16 protein-coding genes are annotated in these 19,798 nt (G+C 31.3%); 12 read left to right on the top strand and 4 right to left on the bottom strand.

All coding sequences use genetic code 11. The features are described 5' to 3' along the window. Positions 1 to 281 precede the first annotated feature (281 nt). On the bottom strand, positions 282 to 2,510 hold the full coding sequence (locus H527_RS0114635; protein WP_027413399.1) for a CehA/McbA family metallohydrolase: 2,229 nt from the start codon (positions 2,508 to 2,510) through the stop codon (positions 282 to 284). A 264-nt stretch (positions 2,511 to 2,774) separates the two neighbouring features. Between H527_RS0114635 and H527_RS0114640 the strand changes: the two genes are divergently transcribed. The 6 genes from H527_RS0114640 (at position 2,775) to H527_RS0114665 (ending at position 9,894) form a co-directional block, all read left to right on the top strand. Further along, a complete protein-coding gene (locus H527_RS0114640; RefSeq protein ID WP_027413400.1) occupies positions 2,775 to 3,062 on the top strand; it encodes a hypothetical protein in 288 nt (95 codons plus the stop codon). Between the two features lie 254 nt (positions 3,063 to 3,316). Then, positions 3,317 to 5,695 (top strand): PKD domain-containing protein, encoded by a 2,379-nt coding sequence (locus H527_RS0114645; protein WP_155837909.1) that lies wholly within the window; start codon positions 3,317 to 3,319, stop codon positions 5,693 to 5,695. A 130-nt stretch (positions 5,696 to 5,825) separates the two neighbouring features. Continuing rightward, positions 5,826 to 6,365 (top strand): DsrE family protein, encoded by a 540-nt coding sequence (locus H527_RS0114650; RefSeq protein ID WP_027413402.1) that lies wholly within the window; start codon positions 5,826 to 5,828, stop codon positions 6,363 to 6,365. 5 nt (positions 6,366 to 6,370) lie between these two features. Next, positions 6,371 to 7,663, top strand: a complete 1,293-nt coding sequence (locus H527_RS0114655; protein WP_027413403.1) for an amidohydrolase — start codon at positions 6,371 to 6,373, stop codon at positions 7,661 to 7,663. Between the two features lie 11 nt (positions 7,664 to 7,674). Beyond that, positions 7,675 to 9,258 (top strand): FMN-binding glutamate synthase family protein, encoded by a 1,584-nt coding sequence (locus tag H527_RS0114660; protein ID WP_027413404.1) that lies wholly within the window; start codon positions 7,675 to 7,677, stop codon positions 9,256 to 9,258. Between the two features lie 117 nt (positions 9,259 to 9,375). After that, positions 9,376 to 9,894 (top strand): DUF7935 family protein, encoded by a 519-nt coding sequence (locus H527_RS0114665; RefSeq protein WP_027413405.1) that lies wholly within the window; start codon positions 9,376 to 9,378, stop codon positions 9,892 to 9,894. Positions 9,895 to 10,026: 132 nt separating this feature from the next. Here the strand turns inward: H527_RS0114665 and H527_RS0114670 are convergent, their stop codons facing one another. Genes H527_RS0114670 through H527_RS0114680 form a run of 3 tightly spaced genes read right to left on the bottom strand, consistent with a single transcriptional unit; the run spans position 10,027 to position 13,979 of the window. Continuing rightward, complete coding sequence (locus H527_RS0114670) at positions 10,027 to 10,950, bottom strand: patatin-like phospholipase family protein (protein ID WP_027413406.1); 924 nt, start codon at positions 10,948 to 10,950, stop codon at positions 10,027 to 10,029. Between the two features lie 3 nt (positions 10,951 to 10,953). Next, positions 10,954 to 11,847, bottom strand: a complete 894-nt coding sequence (locus H527_RS0114675) for a patatin-like phospholipase family protein (RefSeq protein WP_027413407.1) — start codon at positions 11,845 to 11,847, stop codon at positions 10,954 to 10,956. A gap of 8 nt (positions 11,848 to 11,855) precedes the next feature. Continuing rightward, positions 11,856 to 13,979 carry a M1 family metallopeptidase gene (locus tag H527_RS0114680; RefSeq protein ID WP_027413408.1) on the bottom strand — a complete coding sequence of 708 codons (2,124 nt, stop codon included), beginning with the start codon at positions 13,977 to 13,979 and terminating at the stop codon, positions 11,856 to 11,858. A 218-nt stretch (positions 13,980 to 14,197) separates the two neighbouring features. On the opposite strand from H527_RS0114680, the gene recG reads away from it, so the two are divergent. The 6 genes from recG (at position 14,198) to H527_RS0114715 (ending at position 19,665) form a co-directional block, all read left to right on the top strand. Then, positions 14,198 to 16,300: an ATP-dependent DNA helicase RecG gene (gene recG / locus H527_RS0114685; protein ID WP_027413409.1), complete on the top strand. Its 2,103-nt coding sequence runs from the start codon at positions 14,198 to 14,200 to the stop codon at positions 16,298 to 16,300. A 272-nt stretch (positions 16,301 to 16,572) separates the two neighbouring features. Further along, positions 16,573 to 17,202 (top strand): Crp/Fnr family transcriptional regulator, encoded by a 630-nt coding sequence (locus tag H527_RS0114690; protein ID WP_051316785.1) that lies wholly within the window; start codon positions 16,573 to 16,575, stop codon positions 17,200 to 17,202. Positions 17,203 to 17,330: 128 nt separating this feature from the next. Continuing rightward, a complete protein-coding gene (locus tag H527_RS0114695) occupies positions 17,331 to 17,885 on the top strand; it encodes a hypothetical protein (protein ID WP_211235740.1) in 555 nt (184 codons plus the stop codon). 243 nt (positions 17,886 to 18,128) lie between these two features. After that, on the top strand, positions 18,129 to 18,521 hold the full coding sequence (locus H527_RS0114705) for a hypothetical protein (RefSeq protein ID WP_027413412.1): 393 nt from the start codon (positions 18,129 to 18,131) through the stop codon (positions 18,519 to 18,521). An 80-nt stretch (positions 18,522 to 18,601) separates the two neighbouring features. Continuing rightward, on the top strand, positions 18,602 to 19,021 hold the full coding sequence (locus H527_RS0114710; RefSeq protein WP_027413413.1) for a DUF1801 domain-containing protein: 420 nt from the start codon (positions 18,602 to 18,604) through the stop codon (positions 19,019 to 19,021). 113 nt (positions 19,022 to 19,134) lie between these two features. Then, the gene (locus H527_RS0114715; RefSeq protein ID WP_027413414.1) at positions 19,135 to 19,665 is read left to right on the top strand and encodes a hypothetical protein; all 531 of its coding nucleotides are present in this window, start codon (positions 19,135 to 19,137) and stop codon (positions 19,663 to 19,665) included. Positions 19,666 to 19,798: the final 133 nt, after the last annotated feature.

The following is a 19,798-nucleotide window of genomic DNA, read 5'->3' on the forward strand; positions in this document are numbered from 1 at the left end:
GCGAAATTTAAGGAAAGAACTACGGTTATAAAAACAACTACACAGTTTCTTTTAAACCAATTATTAACTATTCTCTTTTTTTGCTATAAATCAATAACCTCGTACAATTAAACTCCATAATGGGGATTAAAATGATACTACGTATAAATTTAAATATTATTTATAAGCATAACTCAATTTAAAAAATAGTACCTATATAAAATATCTCTTTAAGTACAATAAGAGATAAAATTATTGTACTTAAAGAGATATTGTTTAAACTCTTAATAATTGATAAAGTATTATTCTTTTATAATTTTTTTGGTTATCAATTCCTTATTGGTAGTAATAGCAATAACATAAGTACCTTTTTCTAATCTTGATGTGTTGATTATGTGCATGCTATCGTTTATATTCTTTTTATAAACAACTAATTGTCCTTGTAAATTATAAATCCTTATTGCTGCAATATCTTGGTCAGAAACCTTAACAATTATTGTATCATCAAATGGATTAGGATATAAAACGCTTTGTGAATCTATATCTGCATTTTTCTGCTCCAAATGATGATGATCATCATTCAAGCTTATTAAATTTTCTTTTGCAGGGGATAAAACTGGAAGTTTAAGTAGTTCAAAAGGCGGAGAAGTAACAGTAGAATAGTCTATTACCAATAATGGGGCTTGGGATGGTGATCCATCATAAGACTCTGCAGTTCTTCTTCCTTTACCAGTAATCACAAATGTAAGTGCGCTAGAAATACCCCAACCTGGCTGATTGATTACTTCTTGTACTATATCCTTAAGCTCTGGTGTTCTTTGTTTGTTTCCTGTTTCTCCTACAGTATCCCATTTTTCTACAGACCACTTCATTTTAGCTTGTGTTAAATCTCTTTTAGAAATATTTTGAGAATCAAAAGAGGTTGAATTTGCTGATAACTCTCCTTTGATTACTAAATCAGTAGATTTTCTATCTGTTTCATCTGTTGTAAACTGTACATACGCTGAATTAATAATGGCTCCTTTAGGAATGCTTACATCTTTAAATCTAATACCTACTTTTTGATTTCCATTCAAAAATCCGTCATTTACCAATTCCAGATCAGAGCTTTTTCTGTACATTATTCCTGTCCACCCTTGCTCTGCGTCATCATTTTTATCTTTGACTCTTAAGTTTGAGAGAATCGAAGAAGAGTCCGAAACTTTTATATTTACAGGTGTAGAAACTCCAAACATACCTTGGTCATCAATTGCTTTTACTATTAATTGATAATCTCCCGAACCTACATTAGCCCATGTAAATCTATAGGGGCTTGATAATACTTCTCCTATCTTTTGTACACCATTATAGAAATCTACTCTACTTATAGAACCATCTGTATCTTTAGCATTTGCAGATAATGTTATTGTTGTTCCATTAGAAAATAAGCTACCTGCTTCTGGACTTGTAAGTGATACTATTGGAGGTGTATTTCCTATATTTCCTTCTATGAAAATTGGAGATGAAATAGCTTCATCACCATCTTCCTGAGTTACTTTAACATAATAACTATCATTATTAGAAGATGTTATAACATAAGAGATATCTACATTTGTAACATTAACATCCCAATGGAATAATAAAATACCGTTTCTGTATAACTCTGCTTTAGTAAAAATTTCATTTTCTGTGTCAAAAGCTTTTATATTAATTTTGTTTTCACTTCTTCCAGAAACAGTAGATCCCATCTCATTACCATCAAGAGTAAATGACAACGCTATACTCCTATCCTCTGTAGAGAAAAATCTTTTAGCTTTTAAAGATTCATAAAGATCATCTCGTGTTAGTGATTTAGCTAAAATTGCAGTAGCCATATCTGTTTCACCCCATTCCCTTTGGTGATGATCATGAGATCCTGCAGCTCCTATTTTCCATCCTCTAGAAATTGCTTCGTCATAAAAACTTCTATTTTGATCTTCTTTAAAATACCCATCATTGTAATAAAACTTATCAAATCCAGTACCCTTATTCCATAATTCCATACCTACAAATTTATCTGTAGGAACAGTTTCAAAATGCTCAAATTCTAAACTAATATCATTTTCTCTTCCTGGGTGATTAAAAAAAGCTATGCCTTCTCTTTTTTCTAACCAGGATGTAATATCTGAAAAAGAAAAATCAGAAAGTACGTTAGTAAAATCCTCTGTGTTTATAATACTAATGTGCCCATAAACTAAACTACTTGTCCATTCAAATCCCCAAAAAGTAACAAATTCAGAATTTACATTATTTGCATTAGCACTATTTTTTAATGTATTCCATCTATCTGCTGTTAATAAGATACCATGTTCTGATAATCCCATAAAATCAAGCCCCGCAACATTTCTAGCATGTGTATACGCTTCTGTAGGTGTCCCTTTTCCATCTGATAAACCTGTATGATTATGTAAATGCCCATAATATACATTCCATTCTCCTGTAGATGGATGCTTTTGTGCAAAAAATGAACCTGCAAATAATAACATTAATATAAGAGTAATAGTACTTTTCATAATTTTAAGTTTGGTTAATTAAAATATGAGTACAAATTAAGGCTATAATGTTATCTTAAGGTTCTATATAAATTATCTAAAAGTTTAGTTTTTATAGTCCGTCACCCTCTTTGTTAATATCTTATGTTTTCTACACCACCAAATACTTAAAATTCCTACATTATTAATTTTTAAACAAAAAATATAGACAAAAAGCAATTTTTAAAGATAAAAATCATATTTTTAGCAAAACAAGAAAACAAAACTTAACTAAACTCGATACTTATGACCCCAAAAATGAATGTACAAATAGTACAAAAAGAACAAATAAAATTTTTGAAATTTCCAAAAGAAGATGTTTTAGATAAAAGAAAAGATCAAATAGATCGATTTTTAGAATTACAAAGAGCACTTACTCTAGGAAATTTAGAGCATGAAAAAGTAAGAATCGTTTTTGTAGATGATAAAGGCTTAAAAAAAGTAGAAACCACTATATGGGGAATAACCGATAAAGAAGTAATTCTAAAACAATCTACAATCATTCCTTTAGAAAGAATAATAAGTATTTCATAAATCAATAATCTTGGAGCAAGCAAGCCGCGAGGTATGTTTCTGAAAATATATTTTGTTTGCAAGGTAAGCCTCAGAGATATAAAATCTGTTTCCTTTTTTAAAATAATATAGATGTCTTTAAACATCTATATTATTTTTGTTTCTAGAAATGTTTTATTCGCACTCTGATACTTATTTATAATAGTTTTATAACTTTGAAAAATTCTAAAAAAATAAAGTCTGAAAATAAATTACTACCGCGCCCCAAACCCAACATGAAAAAAAAAATACTAAATTATCTATTGCTTATTATATTTATAATAGGATACAATACTTATGGACAATCTAAAAAATCTTATCTATTATCTAACAATCAAGAAAGTTTTGTAAATAAATTGATTAGTTCTAATAAAAGTAAATCTTCCACTTTTAAAACGAAAGGAAATAAAAGCTTTTCGTTTGATTTAAATATTAAAAATGAAAAAGAAAACAATCTTACCTTATTAGGAACCGTAAATGGAGAAAAATTATCTAGTTTTTCTATTTCCAGAATAGATAATATTTTAAATGGTCATATTATATTAAACAATGCAAAAAAGGCATATCTACTATATTCTGAAACAAATGGAAAAGTATTTATTGAAGAAACTGATATCAATAAAATTATTTGTGTAGACTTTGAAAAGGCTAATACAGAAGTAGGAACTACAACCAATAAATATTCAAAAATGGCTTCTCCATTAATATTAGAGAGTCTGCCTGGAGCGTTAGGTATTATCTATTTAGATTTTGATGGTGAATTAGTCTCAGGTACATCTTGGCTAGGTGGAGCTACTATCGATGCAGAATCTCCAAATTTTTCTGATCAAAAAATAATAGAGGTTTGGAAAATAATGGCAGAAGATTTTAGACCATTTAATCTTAATGTCACAACTAGAAGAGATCTTTTTGATGCAGCTCCTATAAACCGTAGAATGATGTGTATCTTCACTCCTACTAATGATGCTCAACCAGGCTCTGGAGGTGTCGCTTATGTAAACTCTTTTTCTTCTAATGTAGATAATCCTTGTTGGGTATATAATCTATCGACAAGAGCTGCTGGAGAAACTGGATCTCATGAGGTTGGACATACTTTAGGATTATCTCATGATGGACAAGGAAGCACAGAATATTATGCCGGACATGGGCAATGGAGCCCTATTATGGGATGGAGCGTAAATAAACCAATCGGACAATGGAGTGCTGGCGAATATGATAATGCAACAAGTAACCAAAATGATATTGCAATTATCGCTAATAGCAGAAACGGAGTTGGCTTTCAAAACGACGATCATAGTAATGATACAAGTAATGCTACATCTATAAAAGTAACCCCTGAAGGAGTCGTTAATGCTAATCAAAATTTTGGTTTAATTAGTACCAGAGATGACAAAGATGTATTTACCTTTGCTGTAGAAACTGGAACTGTGTCTTTAAACTTTAATCCAGACCCAGATTATCCTAATTTAAATATCCAAGCAAGAATACTTAATGAACTGGAGCAAGAAATTGCTATTTCTAACCCTAACGGACTCAATGCATCTATTAATCAAATCCTTACCGAAGGAATTTATTACATAGAAATTGACGGTGTTGGAGAAGGAACTGTAAATAATGGATATTCTGATTTTTCGTCTTTAGGTAATTATACTATATCTGGTAATTATACTCCTGGAGATGATAAAAACCCTCCATTATCTGAATTTGAAGCAGTAAAAAATTGTTTTACTATTAATTTTGTAAATAATTCTACTAATAAAATCAACTCTTATCTTTGGGATTTTGGAGACGGTACAACATCTACAAACAAAAACCCTAGCCACACATATACCTCACAAGGTAATTATACAGTCTCATTAACGACAACTAATGATACTGGGGATAACACAAAAGAAAAAGTAAATTTTATAAATATACAAACCCCTAATCAACCCACTGTTTCTGATCTAAATATTTGTAGAGGAGAATCCGCTACACTAACTGTATCTGGTAATAGTGAATATCTTTGGTACACCAGTATTACAGAAAATACAAGTATTGCTTCTGGGACAACTTTTGTTACCCCCCCATTAGATAATAATATAACATATTATATAGAAGGGGTAATTGGAGATTGTATTACCAAAATTAGAACCCAAGTTAAAGTAACAATATCTGATACCCCAGAACAACCATTAATAAAGATTAATCAAAATAAAAAATTAGCCGTTACCTCAGAGTTTTATAATTATCAATGGTATTATAATGGAAAGGTAATTGATGGTGCTGATCAATCAGAACATTTACCAACAAAAGTAGGGGAATATAGTATCGAAATCTCTAATAAAACAGGATGTAAAAGTCTATCAAAAAAAATTAATATCGATCAAACTTTACTTAACTCAATCAGACAAAACAAAACATTTACCTACTACCCTAACCCAATTAACAATAATAATTTTTTATATATCGATGGTTTTACACCAGAAGATTATGATGTAACAATCGTTAATCTTCAAGGAAAAATAGTAATTCAATCTGCTCCTATATCTAAAATAGATATTTCTGAATTATCTAATGGTTTATACATTTTACTTATAAATAATAAACCAATAGGTAAACTTATAAGAGAATAGTTTTAAAATCTAAAAAACAAAGCATATCTATCCAAAAAAGATATGCTTTGTTTATCTATATAAATCTAAAAAGGTTTTTAACTTTCCTTTAATAGATTTTTGAATATCTTTAGAAACCAAAATTCAAACCTTGAAAAATACAATTGTATACTATATTTTTATTCTGTTACCGATACTAGCCTTTTCACAACAAAAAACAAAACAAGGTAAAATAATTACTGAGTTTGGTAAAACATATACGGTAAACAATCCCGACTTTAAAACTAATATTCAAAAAGACTTAAAAGTAGTATTTGATATTGGCAGAACTTTTAAAGACAACTCTACAATAAACCCTCTTTTTAATACAGCTGCCAGATACCTTAATATGCATGCAGATGCAGGAGTACCTATTGGAAAACTACATGTTGCCTTAGTCGTTCATGGAGAAGCAGCAAATGATATATTAAATAACACCGAATATAAAAATAAGTATGGTATAGATAACCCTAATACATCATTGCTTTCTGCTTTGGCAGAAAAAGGTGTCCAAATAATTTTATGTGGGCAGACTGCTGCGCATAGAAATATTTCTAAAGAAAAAACTCTACCCGAAATAAAAATTGCTTTATCTGCAATGACTGCCTTAGTACAATTACAAAACGAAAATTACAGACTCATTAATTTTTAACCCTAATGAAAAAACAAACACAAACTTTTTTATTAATCATTACAATGGTTTTTTGTTCGACCTATGCACAACAAATAGATCCAGACATTAATGCTTCCGCAGAAAAAATTGAATCTAAAGTAATTGAATGGAGGCGCGATTTTCATCAAAATCCAGAACTATCTAACCAAGAGTTTGAAACTGCAAAAAAAATAGCTAAACACCTTAAAGGTTTAGGCTTAGAAGTAACGGAAAATGTTGCCAAAACAGGTGTAGTTGCTATTTTAAAAGGAAAAAAAGAAGGAAAAACTGTTGCTTTAAGAGCGGATATTGATGCCCTACCTGTAACAGAACGAGTAGATATACCCTTTAAATCTATAGTAAAAGCTAATTTTTTAAATACTGAAGTCGGTGTTAGCCATGCCTGTGGTCACGACACTCATACATCCATCTTAATGGGGGTTGCAGAAATTCTTTCTAAACATAAAGATAAAATAAATGGTACTGTTAAATTTATTTTTCAACCTGCGGAAGAAGGTCCCCCACCAGGAGAAGAAGGTGGAGCTAAATTAATGATCAAAGAAGGAGTCTTAAAAAATCCAGATGTAGACGCTATTTTTGGTTTACATATAAATTCTGGAACCGATGTAGGCAAAATACGTTATAAACCAGGAGGAACTATGGCTGCTGTAGAAAGATTTGTTATCAATGTAAAAGGAAAACAAACACATGGTTCCGCTCCTTGGGCAGGAGTAGATCCCATATTAATCTCGGCAAAAATTATTGATGGATTACAAACCATCATAAGTAGAGAATCTCCTTTAGTCAATGAAGCAGCTGTTATTACTGTTGGCAAAATCACTAGTGGTGTACGGTTTAACATTATTCCAGAAAGTGCCGAAATGATTGGCACTGTTAGAACTCTGGATCCTGGAATGAGAACTCTTATTATTAAAAGAATGAATGAGATGGTACCCTCCATTGCAAAAGCATATGGCGGTGATGCAACTATTGTATTTCAAAATAACACCTCTATTACTTATAATGATCCAGATCTTGTCAAAAAAATGCTCCCGACCATCCAAGGTGTTGCCGGTAAAGAAAATGTACTTTTATCTAAAGCAACTACTGGCGGAGAAGATTTTTCTTACTTTCAAGAAGTAGTACCAGGGTTCTATTTCTTTTTAGGAGGAAAAACACCTGGATCTAAGGAAGCTGCCCCACATCATACACCTGATTTTTATATTGACGAAAGCGGATTACTATTAGGCGTAAAAGTAATGTCTCAACTAACATTAGATTATCTTAATATTAAATAGGTAAATTAAAAATGGAAAATATACTTAACTTTTTAGGTTCTATATCTTGGTGGATATGGATTATTATAGCTTTAATATTAGTAGCTATCCGAGATATGTTTTTAAATAAAAAGCATACAATTAGCCATAACTTCCCTATAGTAGGACATCTAAGATACCTTTTAGAGAGTATTGGCCCTGAAATAAGGCAATACTTTGTTGCTAACAACCGCGAAGAACTTCCTTTTAACAGAATTGAAAGAGGATGGGTCTATGCATCTTCAAAAAATGAAAATAATTACGAAGGCTTTGGTACTGATAGAGATATATACCAACACCAACATATCTTTATAAAAAATTGTATGATACCATACAAAATGGATAAAGACCATCCTAATAAAGAAGATAAGACTTTTTTACCTTGTGCTAAAGTAATGGGTTTGTATAATAATCGTAAAAAACCATATCGCCCAGGGTCCGTTATCAATGTTTCTGCTATGAGTTTTGGCTCTCTCTCTGCTCGAGCAGTAGAATCTTTAAATATAGGCATACAAAAAGCTAATGCATATCATAATACTGGAGAAGGAGGACTTTCGCCATATCATAGCAATGGTGGTGATGTAATCTTTCATTTTGGAACTGGTTATTTTGGAGTACGAAGTGAGGATGGTAATTTCTCTATGAAAAAGATGAAAGATCTTGTTACTAAAAACCCATTTATAAGAGCAATTGAAATCAAACTATCTCAAGGTGCAAAACCAGGAAAAGGAGGTGTCCTACCTGGTGCTAAAATCACCCCACAGATTGCCGAGATTAGAGGTGTTGAGGTTGGAAAAGATGTCCTATCCCCTTCTTCACATAAAGCATTTACAGATGTTCCTGAACTTTTACAATTTATTGAAGATATCGCAAATGAAACTGGACTTCCTGTAGGAATTAAAGCCGCTATAGGAAAAACAGAGCAATGGGAACTTCTTGCCAAACTAATGGTGGAAACCAATAAAGGCCCTGATTTTATTACTATAGATGGTGGCGAAGGTGGTACTGGTGCTGCTCCTCCTAGTTTTGCCGACCATGTATCCTTGCCTTGGGTGTATGGATTTACTGCTATTTATAAAATTTTTCAGAAATACAACCTTACAGATAGAATAGTTTTTATTGGTAGTGGAAAATTAGGATTTCCTGCAAAAGCAGCTATGGCATTTGCAATGGGAGTAGATTGCATAAATGTTGCTCGTGAAGCTATGATGAGTATCGGTTGCATCCAAGCACAAATATGCCACACCAATAGATGCCCAAGCGGGATAGCAACACAAAGTAAATGGTTACAAAAAGGAATTGATATTCCTTTAAAATCAGATCGTTTAGCACAATACTTTAAAACTTTCAGAAAAGAATTTATAGAAATAACACATGCAACAGGTCATGAACACCCTTGTCAATTTACCATGCAAGATATAGACCTAAATGTAGATGATGGAGAGCTTACCAGAACATTAGAACAATCTTTTAAATATACAAAGACTCCTGTAGAATATACCTGTGCACAAGATTTAAAAAATTGCACCTATCTTGGTGGGTATTATAAAAATCAAATAGAACAACAAGCTTCTTAACTATAAATCAATAACCTCACTACAAATTCATAAAATATGTTTTTTTTGAGGAAAACTATAAAGAGTTAAATAAGTAATTATATTACTTTTGAACATAAAAATAATATTTAAACATACATGAAAATCGAAATTTTACCACTAATCATTTCTTTAGTTCCTGCAATTTTAATTGCTTTGCTTTCAATATATTTTTTTAAAGCACATACGGATAATGAAGAAAAACGTCGAAGATTCTTATTGCACAGAGAAAATAAAAAACAAGCATTACCCCTTAAATTACAAGCATATGAACGTATGGTTTTGTTATTAGAAAGAATTTCACCAGGTAATTTACTTATTAGAATATCTCCTTTAGGAGAGGATAAAAAAGACTATGAGTCTTTATTAACAAGCACTATAGATCAAGAATTCGAACATAATCTTACGCAACAAATTTATATCTCTGATGAATGTTGGAATACTATTAAAGCAGCAAAAAACGCTACTATAGCTTTGATTAGAAGAAATACACTGAAAGAAGAAATAGATTCTGCTAATAAAATGAGAGAAGTAATTCTTACCGAACTTGTAGAAAAAGGAGCTCCTAGTGATGCTGCCTTAGCCTTTATTAAAGAAGAAATTAGTGCTGTTTTTTAATCTTTAATTATCATACCAATCAATAACCTCGGAGCAAGCTCACGAGGTATATTTCTGTAAATATATTTTGTTTTCGAGGCAAGCCTCCTTTAGAGAATTAAATTCCACAATGTGGATTAAAAAAATTATAGGCTATCCTGCTAGATCAATATTCTTAAGCTTATTATCTTCTGCCAGTTTAGCCTTTTTTGCAGCATATTCGTATCCTTGTTTCCACCAACTTCCCATAAGTTTTTTATTAAAAATTAAAGAATTCTCAGTGAGTTTAGATGGGGTATAATATAAGTTTAATGGTACTTTTTTATTAATTGCGGCTAATTTACCAACAACAGTATCGTGACCTTCTACCTGATCTAACATATAGCTAAATAGATTTACCATAAGAGAAAATGGATTTTTTCCTAATACTTTATTGTGCTCCATATTTTCAGACTCCAAAATAATAGCATCTACCTCTGTTGCCCCTCGCCGTATAGCTTCTCGTATGGGCACCATACATCCAAAACCACCATCTGCATATTCATAACCGTTTTTGGTAACCAAACTCATAAAAGGAACATAATTACAGGATATCCATATCCAATCACAAAAATCTTCGTACGAAAAATCATTTATAGATTTATATTCTGTTCTGTTTTTAGTAAGATTAGATACCGTTACAACAACATCCTCTACTTTTTTACGTGCTAAGTTAAATTCAGCTTCAGAAAAATTTCTACGTATAGATCTTCTCAAGTTTTTACTTTCACCAAACGTTCGTTTCTTTTTCATAAACTGCCATAGTGATGAAAAAAAATTGATCGACACGTATTCTCTATCCCCTTTTTTTCGTACCACAAAAGGGTTTACATTAAAAATAGTATTTTGGTTAACATTAGTATATATATCATACATCTTATCGATATTTCCTAAAGCCAATTGAGAGATCAAAAGACTTCCTGTCGAAGTTCCTAAGAACATATCATATTGTTTGCCTTGCTTTTGAATTAAATACTGTGCCACTCCTCCAGCATACGCTCCTTTACTTCCTCCACCCGAAATTACTAGTGCCCGCATATTTTATATTGGATTAGATATGTTTTTTTGTTTTGCAAATTTATAACCTTTTGACCACCATTGCGTCATTTTTTCTTTATCAAACACCAAAGAGTTTGTAGTAAGCACAGTAGGTGTATAATACAAATCCAGTGCTACATTTTCTTGTAAAGCTTTAAATTTACCTATTCTAATATTTTGATGCTCTATCCTATCCATCATAAAATCTACCATATTGGTGATTAACGAAAAAGGATTTTTAGTAGGCATTCGATTTAGGTAATTAACTTCTGTTTCTAATACAATTACATCTAACTCTGTTGCTCCTCTTCGTATTGCTTCTTCAATAGGAACCATAGATCCTAAACCACCATCTACATAATCACAATTGTTTTTCCTTACCAAACTCATAAATGGAGGGTAATTACAGGATATCCATATCCAATCTAAAAAATCTTTATATAAACATTCTTTTATAGATTTATACTCCACTTCATTAGCAGACAGATTTGTTACTGTAATAATTACATCTTTATCACTAGATTGTAATTCTTTAAAAAAAGACTCAGAAATAGCGTTCTCTATAAGTTCTCTAAGATTACTACTATCTCCAAAAGATTTATTGCCCTTAATTAGATTACGCAAAACATTAAAATGATTGATATTGATATTGGTATATCCTCTTTTCTTTTTAATAGTAAACGGGCAATTTTTAAATATAGAATTTTGGTTTACTGAAGTATAAAAGCTTTTAATTTCTTCAATTTTTGATAATGCCAAGTGAGAAACTAATAAACTACCTGTAGAAGTACCAAGAAAGAGATCATATTTTCTATCTAAATCCTGAATCAAATACTGTGCAACGCCACCTGCAAAAGCTCCTTTACTACCGCCTCCAGAAATTACCAATGCACGCATACTTTATATTATGGGGTTATTTTTTTTTCTAAAAAATCCTGTTGATTTTTGGGTAAACTATTCATTAAAACTACATATTTCTTTTTATATTTTTCATCCTGTAGTAATTTATCCATAATTTTTCTACATGAATTTCTAAAACGCCAATTATGATGAGTAGCTCCTTCGACAAGAGATACTAATGAGTCGTCTGAAAATGCCTGCAAACTTTCTAAATAAGTAAAAGCACTTTCGCGAGTACTAAAACCATGTTTTAAAGACGTATACTCTGTTAGCTCTATAAAATATTTTTGATGCTGATCTATATGATAACCCTTTGTGTTTAGAGCCAGAACCAGCCATAACATTCTAACATTTTTGTTTGCAAACCCTACAACTTCTTTTGTTGTATCCAAGTATTCTTTCCTTTTTTCAGGAAAACCCGACCACAAGTGATACAGAGCTGCTTCTATAGTAGCATAAGAGGCATCTTTTAATAAAGATTCATATTGTACTTGTAAGTCTTTTGGAACCGTACTTAGCGTATTTGCAATAGCTTGACGAACAAAAATATTATTTGTCTCAAAAGCTTTGTCATACAGTGCTATTACTTCTGGAGAAGTATCCCCTCCTAACTGATAAATAACTTCTTGCCCCATATAATCATTTGTCGGTAAATTGAGGGCTTTTGCCAAAACACTCCATTTGCCTGCCAAAGGTTGGGTTCGCTCTTGTGCTAAACTTAAATAATCTTTAATAAATTGTGATTTTGCCAGTATATCCAATGCTTCTTGCGAAGGAAATTTCACATTCTCTATCCACAATTTTTTAAAAGCACTTAAATCTGTCTTACTAACCTCTTCTGCTACTGCTATAAAATCTGCTGTAGTAGCATTTTGAAACTTGTATTTTTCCAAAAAATTATGAATAGTAATTTTAAAACTAGTATCTCCTATTAGATTTCTAAGAGCATGAACTGTCCATGCTCCTCGTTGGTAAAAAGTTAGCGTACTTGCGTTAGGATTTAGTAAAGAAGTAGCTTCTTTTGTTTTAGATAGTTCCGTAAGTTGCTCTGCACTTTCGTATAATTTATATAAAAAATAATCTTCGCCAAAAATTTCTTTTTCTACCAAAAGCGCATAATACGTAGCAAAACCTTCTTGTAACCAGTGGTGTTTTCCTTCGGTTTCGGTTATTAAATCTCCAAACCATTGATGTGCTAATTCATGCGCATTAACATTTATATAATTTTGATCTACAAAAGCAGTTTCGTCTACTACAAAAGCATCCGAAAAAATAGTAGTACCGGTATTTTCCATCCCAGCATACAAAAAATCTTTTACTGGTATTTGTTTGTAATTTTGCCAAGGAAAAGTATATCCTATTTCTTTTTCTAAAAAGTCAAATATCTTTTTGCTATGCCGATAAGTAGATTCATATTTGTCCTTATCTTTTGGGTAATAATACATCTCTAAAGGAGTACCATTAGCAGAAACCTCCACTACTTTTTCGTACTTACCAATTACAAAAGCTACCAGATAGCTACTCATTGGTTGTTGCATATCATAATGCCAACTTTGTATAGAGTCATTTACAGATTCGCTTTTTATAAGGTTTCCGTTAGCAATCACCTCGTATCCTTTATTAAATTGTAGTTGAAGATCAAACACTACTTTTTCATTCATATCATCAAAACTAGGTAACCAATTAGAGGTGTATTTACCTTGTCCTTGCGTCCATATCTGATCATTACCGCTATAATCCTTTACAAAGTACAATGCCTTTTTTGGAGTAGCGGTATATGCGATAGTTATATTTTGTTCTGTTGGGGCTTCTTTAAAATCAGATGGTATAATTATCTTTTTATTATCATACGTATACTCTACTTTGTTTCCGTTTAAGGTAATTTGTTGGATGTTCATATTTTGAGCATCTATGTATATCGATTTAGTTGGTTTCAGAATCTTAAAAGTATATATTACATTTCCATCTACTTCTTTTTTTTCTGCATTGATGTTTAAAGTGGCTGTACTTTCTAAAAAATCAACATACGGTTGTTCTCTTGTTACCGTATAAGATAATATAGGAGAGGTTTCTTGGGCAATCCCAATACCCGAAATAAAAGGTATAAAAAAGGCTAAAATAAATTTCATTTGTTTCTTACTTAAATATTTTCTTTGGTGCTTCAAAAGAGTTCTTACTTTTATTGATTTTAAAAATCTTAAAAATTTATAACAATATAAACTCCATTTCTTTTTGACCAAATGTTCTGCCAAAATAACGAAATTAGTATCCTAATGTGGCAACTTTTACTAGGAACATTTATAATTAGGGGTTGAACTATTTTTGAATAAGTACTATCTTCGTCCTAATGAACCCTAATATCTTACAAACTCCGATTGATTATCTTAAAGGCGTGGGACCTACTCGTGCTACTTTGCTTCGGTCTGAACTTGGCGTCCATACTTATCAAGATTTATTAAATCTGTTTCCTAATCGATATCTGGATAAAACACAATACTATAAAATTAATCAGCTACAGCGTAACTCTGCCGAAGTACAGATAATAGGTAAGATTGTTCACCTTAAAACGGTAGAGCAAAAAAAAGGAAAACGATTAGTAGCCAAATTTATAGATGATACTGGCGAAATAGAGCTGGTATGGTTTAAAGGACATAAGTGGATTAGAGAAAATATTAAACTAAATACACCATATGTAATCTTTGGTAAGACGAAATACTATAATGGATTTAATATGCCCCACCCAGAAATGGAATTGCTAGCAGAGCATCAACAAAACTTAAGAACTGCGATGCAACCTATTTATCCTTCGACCGAAAAATTATCGAATAGAGGGATTACCAACAGGGTGCTAAGTAAAATGATGCAACAACTTTTTATCGAAACTAATGTTAGGTTTTATGATACGTTGTCTGCCGAGATTTTAGAAGAATTAAAATTGATTTCAAAAAGCGAAGCTGTTTTTAATATTCACTTTCCAAAAAGTCAGGAGTTACTAGCAAAGGCACAATATCGTCTTAAATTTGAAGAATTATTTTATATACAACTACAGCTTATCATCAAAAAACTGATTCGAAAACAGAAGATCAAAGGGTTTCCTTTTACTGATGTTGGAGAATATTTTACTACCTTTTATAACAACCACCTACCATTTGAGCTTACCAATGCTCAAAAACGTGTTATAAAAGAAATACGAAACGATATTGGTAGTAGTGCACAAATGAACCGACTTTTACAAGGAGATGTTGGTTCTGGCAAAACTATAGTTGGCCTAATGGTTATGCTTTTGGCCATGGACAATGGTTTTCAAGCCTGCCTTATGGCTCCTACAGCTATTTTAGCTAATCAACACTACCAAGGGATTACAGAGCTTACCAAAGATCTAGATATTAATGTAAAATTATTAATGGGTAGCTCTAAAGTCAAAGAACGCAGGGAAATCCATCAAGAACTAGAAGATGGTACTTTACACATCCTTATCGGCACCCACGCTATACTCGAAGATAAAGTAAAGTTTAAAAATCTGGGACTAGCAATTATTGATGAACAACATAGATTTGGTGTAGCACAACGAGCCAAATTATGGCATAAAAACACCTATCCTCCACATGTTTTGGTAATGACGGCAACACCTATACCCAGAACTCTGGCGATGAGCTTATATGGGGATTTGGATATTTCGGTAATTGATGAGCTGCCCCCAGGACGAAAGGCTATTAAAACGGTACATCGTTATGATAGTAACCGCTTAAAGGTCTTTAAGTTTATGGCAGACGAAATCGAAAAAGGAAGACAAATCTATATTGTATATCCTTTAATACAAGAATCGGAAGCCATGGATTATAAAGATCTTATGGATGGCTATGAGAGTATAGCCCGCTCCTTTCCTGCTCCACAATATCAAATCTCTATCGTACATGGCAAAATGAAACCCGTAGATAAGGATTATGAAATGGATCGCTTTGTAAAAGGAGAAACACAAATCATGGTAGCCACTACCGTTATTGAAGTTGGGGTTAATGTTCCTAATGCTAGTGTTATGATTATAGAAAGTGCAGAGCGTTTTGGGTTATCTCAATTACATCAACTACGAGGGCGTGTGGGACGTGGTGCCGAGCAAAGTTTTTGTATACTCATGACCAGTTTTAAATTATCTGCCGATAGCAAAACTCGATTAGAAACCATGGTGCGTACCAATGATGGTTTTGACATTGCCGAAGTAGATTTAAAACTACGTGGACCAGGAGATATTATGGGTACACAGCAAAGCGGTGTGCTTAACCTAAAAATAGCAGATATAGTAAAAGATAATGATATTTTAAAAACAGCAAGACACTATGCAGTTAAGATCCTAAATGAAGATCCTTCTTTAGCTTTAGAAAAAAATAAAGTTTTAATGTACACCTATCAACAGATGGCAAAACATAAAAATATATGGAATTATATTTCTTAAAACCTTAGTTTGATATAAGAAATTAATCAATAACCTTGGAACAAGCTAACGAGGTATGTTTCCGAAAATATATTTTGTTTTAGAGGCAACCCCCGGAGAATTAAACTCCATAATGTGGATTAAAAAAGACCATCAGATAAGAAGATATAATAAAACGAACAAAAATTGTATTGAAATTTTATCTGTGGAAATATATTATTTAAATTAACTCAAACCCCTACCTAGTTTATTGTTTTTTAAAACAAACTAATGTTAGTGATAAACCAAAAAAAATGACTCCACAAAATATAGATTTATCAAAATTAACACCACTACACAACACATTAACTAACAAAAAAAAAATAATACATATTATTAGTGAAAAATATTCTCCTTTAAGTTCTCAATGTCAATCAGAACTATCCAATAATTCTAAAATATTAGGTATAAAAAAAGGAGAGGTTTTAGTAAAAGAAGGTCAATACTCAGACAAAGCATACTTTATTGTACAGGGTTGCTCGAGAGCTTATTATTTAAAAAACGGAAAAGATATCTCAGATTGGTTTGCTTTTGAAAATGATTTTATTAGTTCCATAAATAGTTTTTTTCGTAATATCCAAAGCCCGCATTTTATAGAAGTATTAGAAAACTCAACCTTATTAGAAATATCCAGAGATAGCATAATTGAATTATCCGATAAATACCATGATTTTGAACGATTAAGTAAAACAATAGTAACAAACACTATGTTACGCTTGCAAGAAAGAATTGTGTCTATGCAATTTCAATCTGCAGAACAAAAATATAAAGATATTTTATCCACTCACCCTAACATCACACAAAGAATCCCTTTAACACATATTGCATCTTATATTGGTATTACTTTAGAAACATTAAGTAGAATAAGAGGATTAAAAAGTTGAATTTGATCTAAATCAAATGATAAGTCATAATTTGAATACATCTTTGTAATAAAAAAAAGGTGAAACAAATTCATTATCTATCAGGCATTATACTTACAATTTTTATAACCTTTCATTTATTTAATCATATGTTCAGTCTCTTTGGAGTAGAGCAACATATCCAATTAATGAATTCCTTCCGGTTAGTTTATAGACATATTCTTGCCGAAACAATTTTATTGATTGCTATTTTTATTCAAATTATTTCTGGAATAAAATTGTTTTTAAAAAAGAAAAAAACTGTTACTGGTTTTTTTGAAAAATTACAATTATGGAGTGGATTATATTTATCTATATTTTTTGTCTTTCATCTTGCCGCAATATTTATGGGTAGGTATTTTTTAAATCTTGATACTAATATTTATTTTGGAGTTGCAGGCCTTAATACTTTTCCTCTTAATTTGTTTTTTATCCCTTACTATGGACTTGCTATATTTTCTTTTTTTGGTCATATTTCTGCTATTCATTACAAAAAAATGAAACACCCTATTTTTGGACTAACTCCAAAAAAACAATCAATCTTAATTTTGACTTTTGGAATTATACTAAATATCGTAACCTTTTATGGACTAACCAATAAATTTAAAGGAATCAAAATACCCGAAGAATATAACCTTATGATCGAAAAAAAAACAAATCAATAACCTCGAAGCAAGCTCAAAAAGTATGTTGCCAAAAATATATATTGTTTTAGAGACAATCCTCGGAGAATTAAACTCCACAATATGGATAAAACCAAAAACACATTTCTTAAAGTAACTGTACTAATTCTAATTGGATTTCTGTTTTGTTATTATATATTTAAAATTGCACAACATATAATTTGGCTGTTCATAAAAAAGAAACTAAAAATAACACCAAATTAATTATTGTAAATAAATAAGATAATGAACATATATATACTTACTGCAGGAATTTTATGCTTCGCTTTGGGTATAGCTCACTCCATTCTAGGAGAGTATTTGATTTTTAAAAGCAAAAGACATAAAAGAAATTTAGTTCCTTCAAAAGGAAGTGTCGAATTAAAAGAAAGACATTTAAGAATACTATGGGCTACATGGCATTTGGCTTCTATTTTTGGTTGGTGTATTGGAGCTATATTAATAAAAATATCCTTAGACCATAATGAATCAAATTCTGGTATAATAGACTTTATGTTAATGATTATAATGTATGCCATGTTCTTAGCCTCTATACTGGTATTAGTAGGAACAAAAGGAAAACATCCTGGTTGGATAGTTCTTTTAATAATTGCACTATTATTGATTATAGCAAACTAAAAAACTCTTCCTTAATAACTAAAAAAACAAAAAAATTAAACCATTTTTACACCTAATAACCCACAATAAGCAACTATTAAATGCAACTAATAAGTAACCCAAAGGTCAAAAACATTTTTAATACGTATCCAGAATCTGTGCTACTACAAATGCAACGTCTTAGAGAATTAATTATAGAAACCGCATCGGCTATAGAAGGGCTTACAGAATTAGAAGAAACCCTAAAATGGGGAGAACCAAGTTATCTTACAAAACATGGCAGTACAATAAGAATCGATTGGAAAGCAAAAAATCCAGAACAATATGCCATATACTTTCAATGCACATCCAGCCTGATTGCAACCTTTAGGATTCTTTATAATGATATATTTACATTTGAAGGAGGCAGGGCGATAATATTTAAGCTAAAAGATAAAATACCAGAAACCGAAGTAAAGCAATGTATACAATTGGCATTGACTTATCATAAAGTCAAACACCTACCCCTATTAGGAGCATAGAATAGTACGGATAGATTTTCTTCTTAAAAAATTTACAGAACATCGAAATGAGTTCATTTGTCATTCCGTTGAAGAATGGAGTCCAATACTAATAATAGCTAAGCAAAATTAATATGGCAAAACAAAAACTACTTATCTTATCCGATCTTTGGGGATTAAAAAAATCAGATTGGTTACCTTATTATACCGATATACTTAACGAAAAATTTGAAATACAATATTACGATTGCTGTACCTTGGGTAAATTAAATACCTCAAAATATACCGAAGAAGCCCTTCATCAACAGTTTGTTAATGGTGGCATCGAATTAGCAGTACAAAACCTGATCGATAAAGAGACCGAAATAGTACATATTCTTGCATTTAGTATTGGTGGTACTATTGCGTGGCAATCTATGTTAAAAGGCTTAAAAGTAGCTTCTCTATACGCTGTTTCTGCTACAAGGTTACGGTATGAAACGAACAAACCTGATGGAGATATAAAACTTTACTTTGGCGAAACCGATACCTATGCCCCCAATAAGGAATGGTTGTCTAAAATGAATAACATTGCTGTTATAAAAAATAAAAAAGGACATAGTTTATATACAGAACCCGAATTTGCTAGAGAATTAAGCACTCTAATTTGCGAAACTATACAGTGATCTATTTTTTTTGATGGAAGTGAAAAAAAATAGCTTTGTTCCAATCCTGTCCTAAATAAATTTGTATCATAAAAATTTTAGCCATTTTACATACCTATCGCTATATTTAAGTAAATATTCAAAAAAGAACCCC

It is taken from the genome of Aquimarina muelleri DSM 19832 (assembly GCF_000430665.1).
Lineage (GTDB): Bacteria > Bacteroidota > Bacteroidia > Flavobacteriales > Flavobacteriaceae > Aquimarina > Aquimarina muelleri.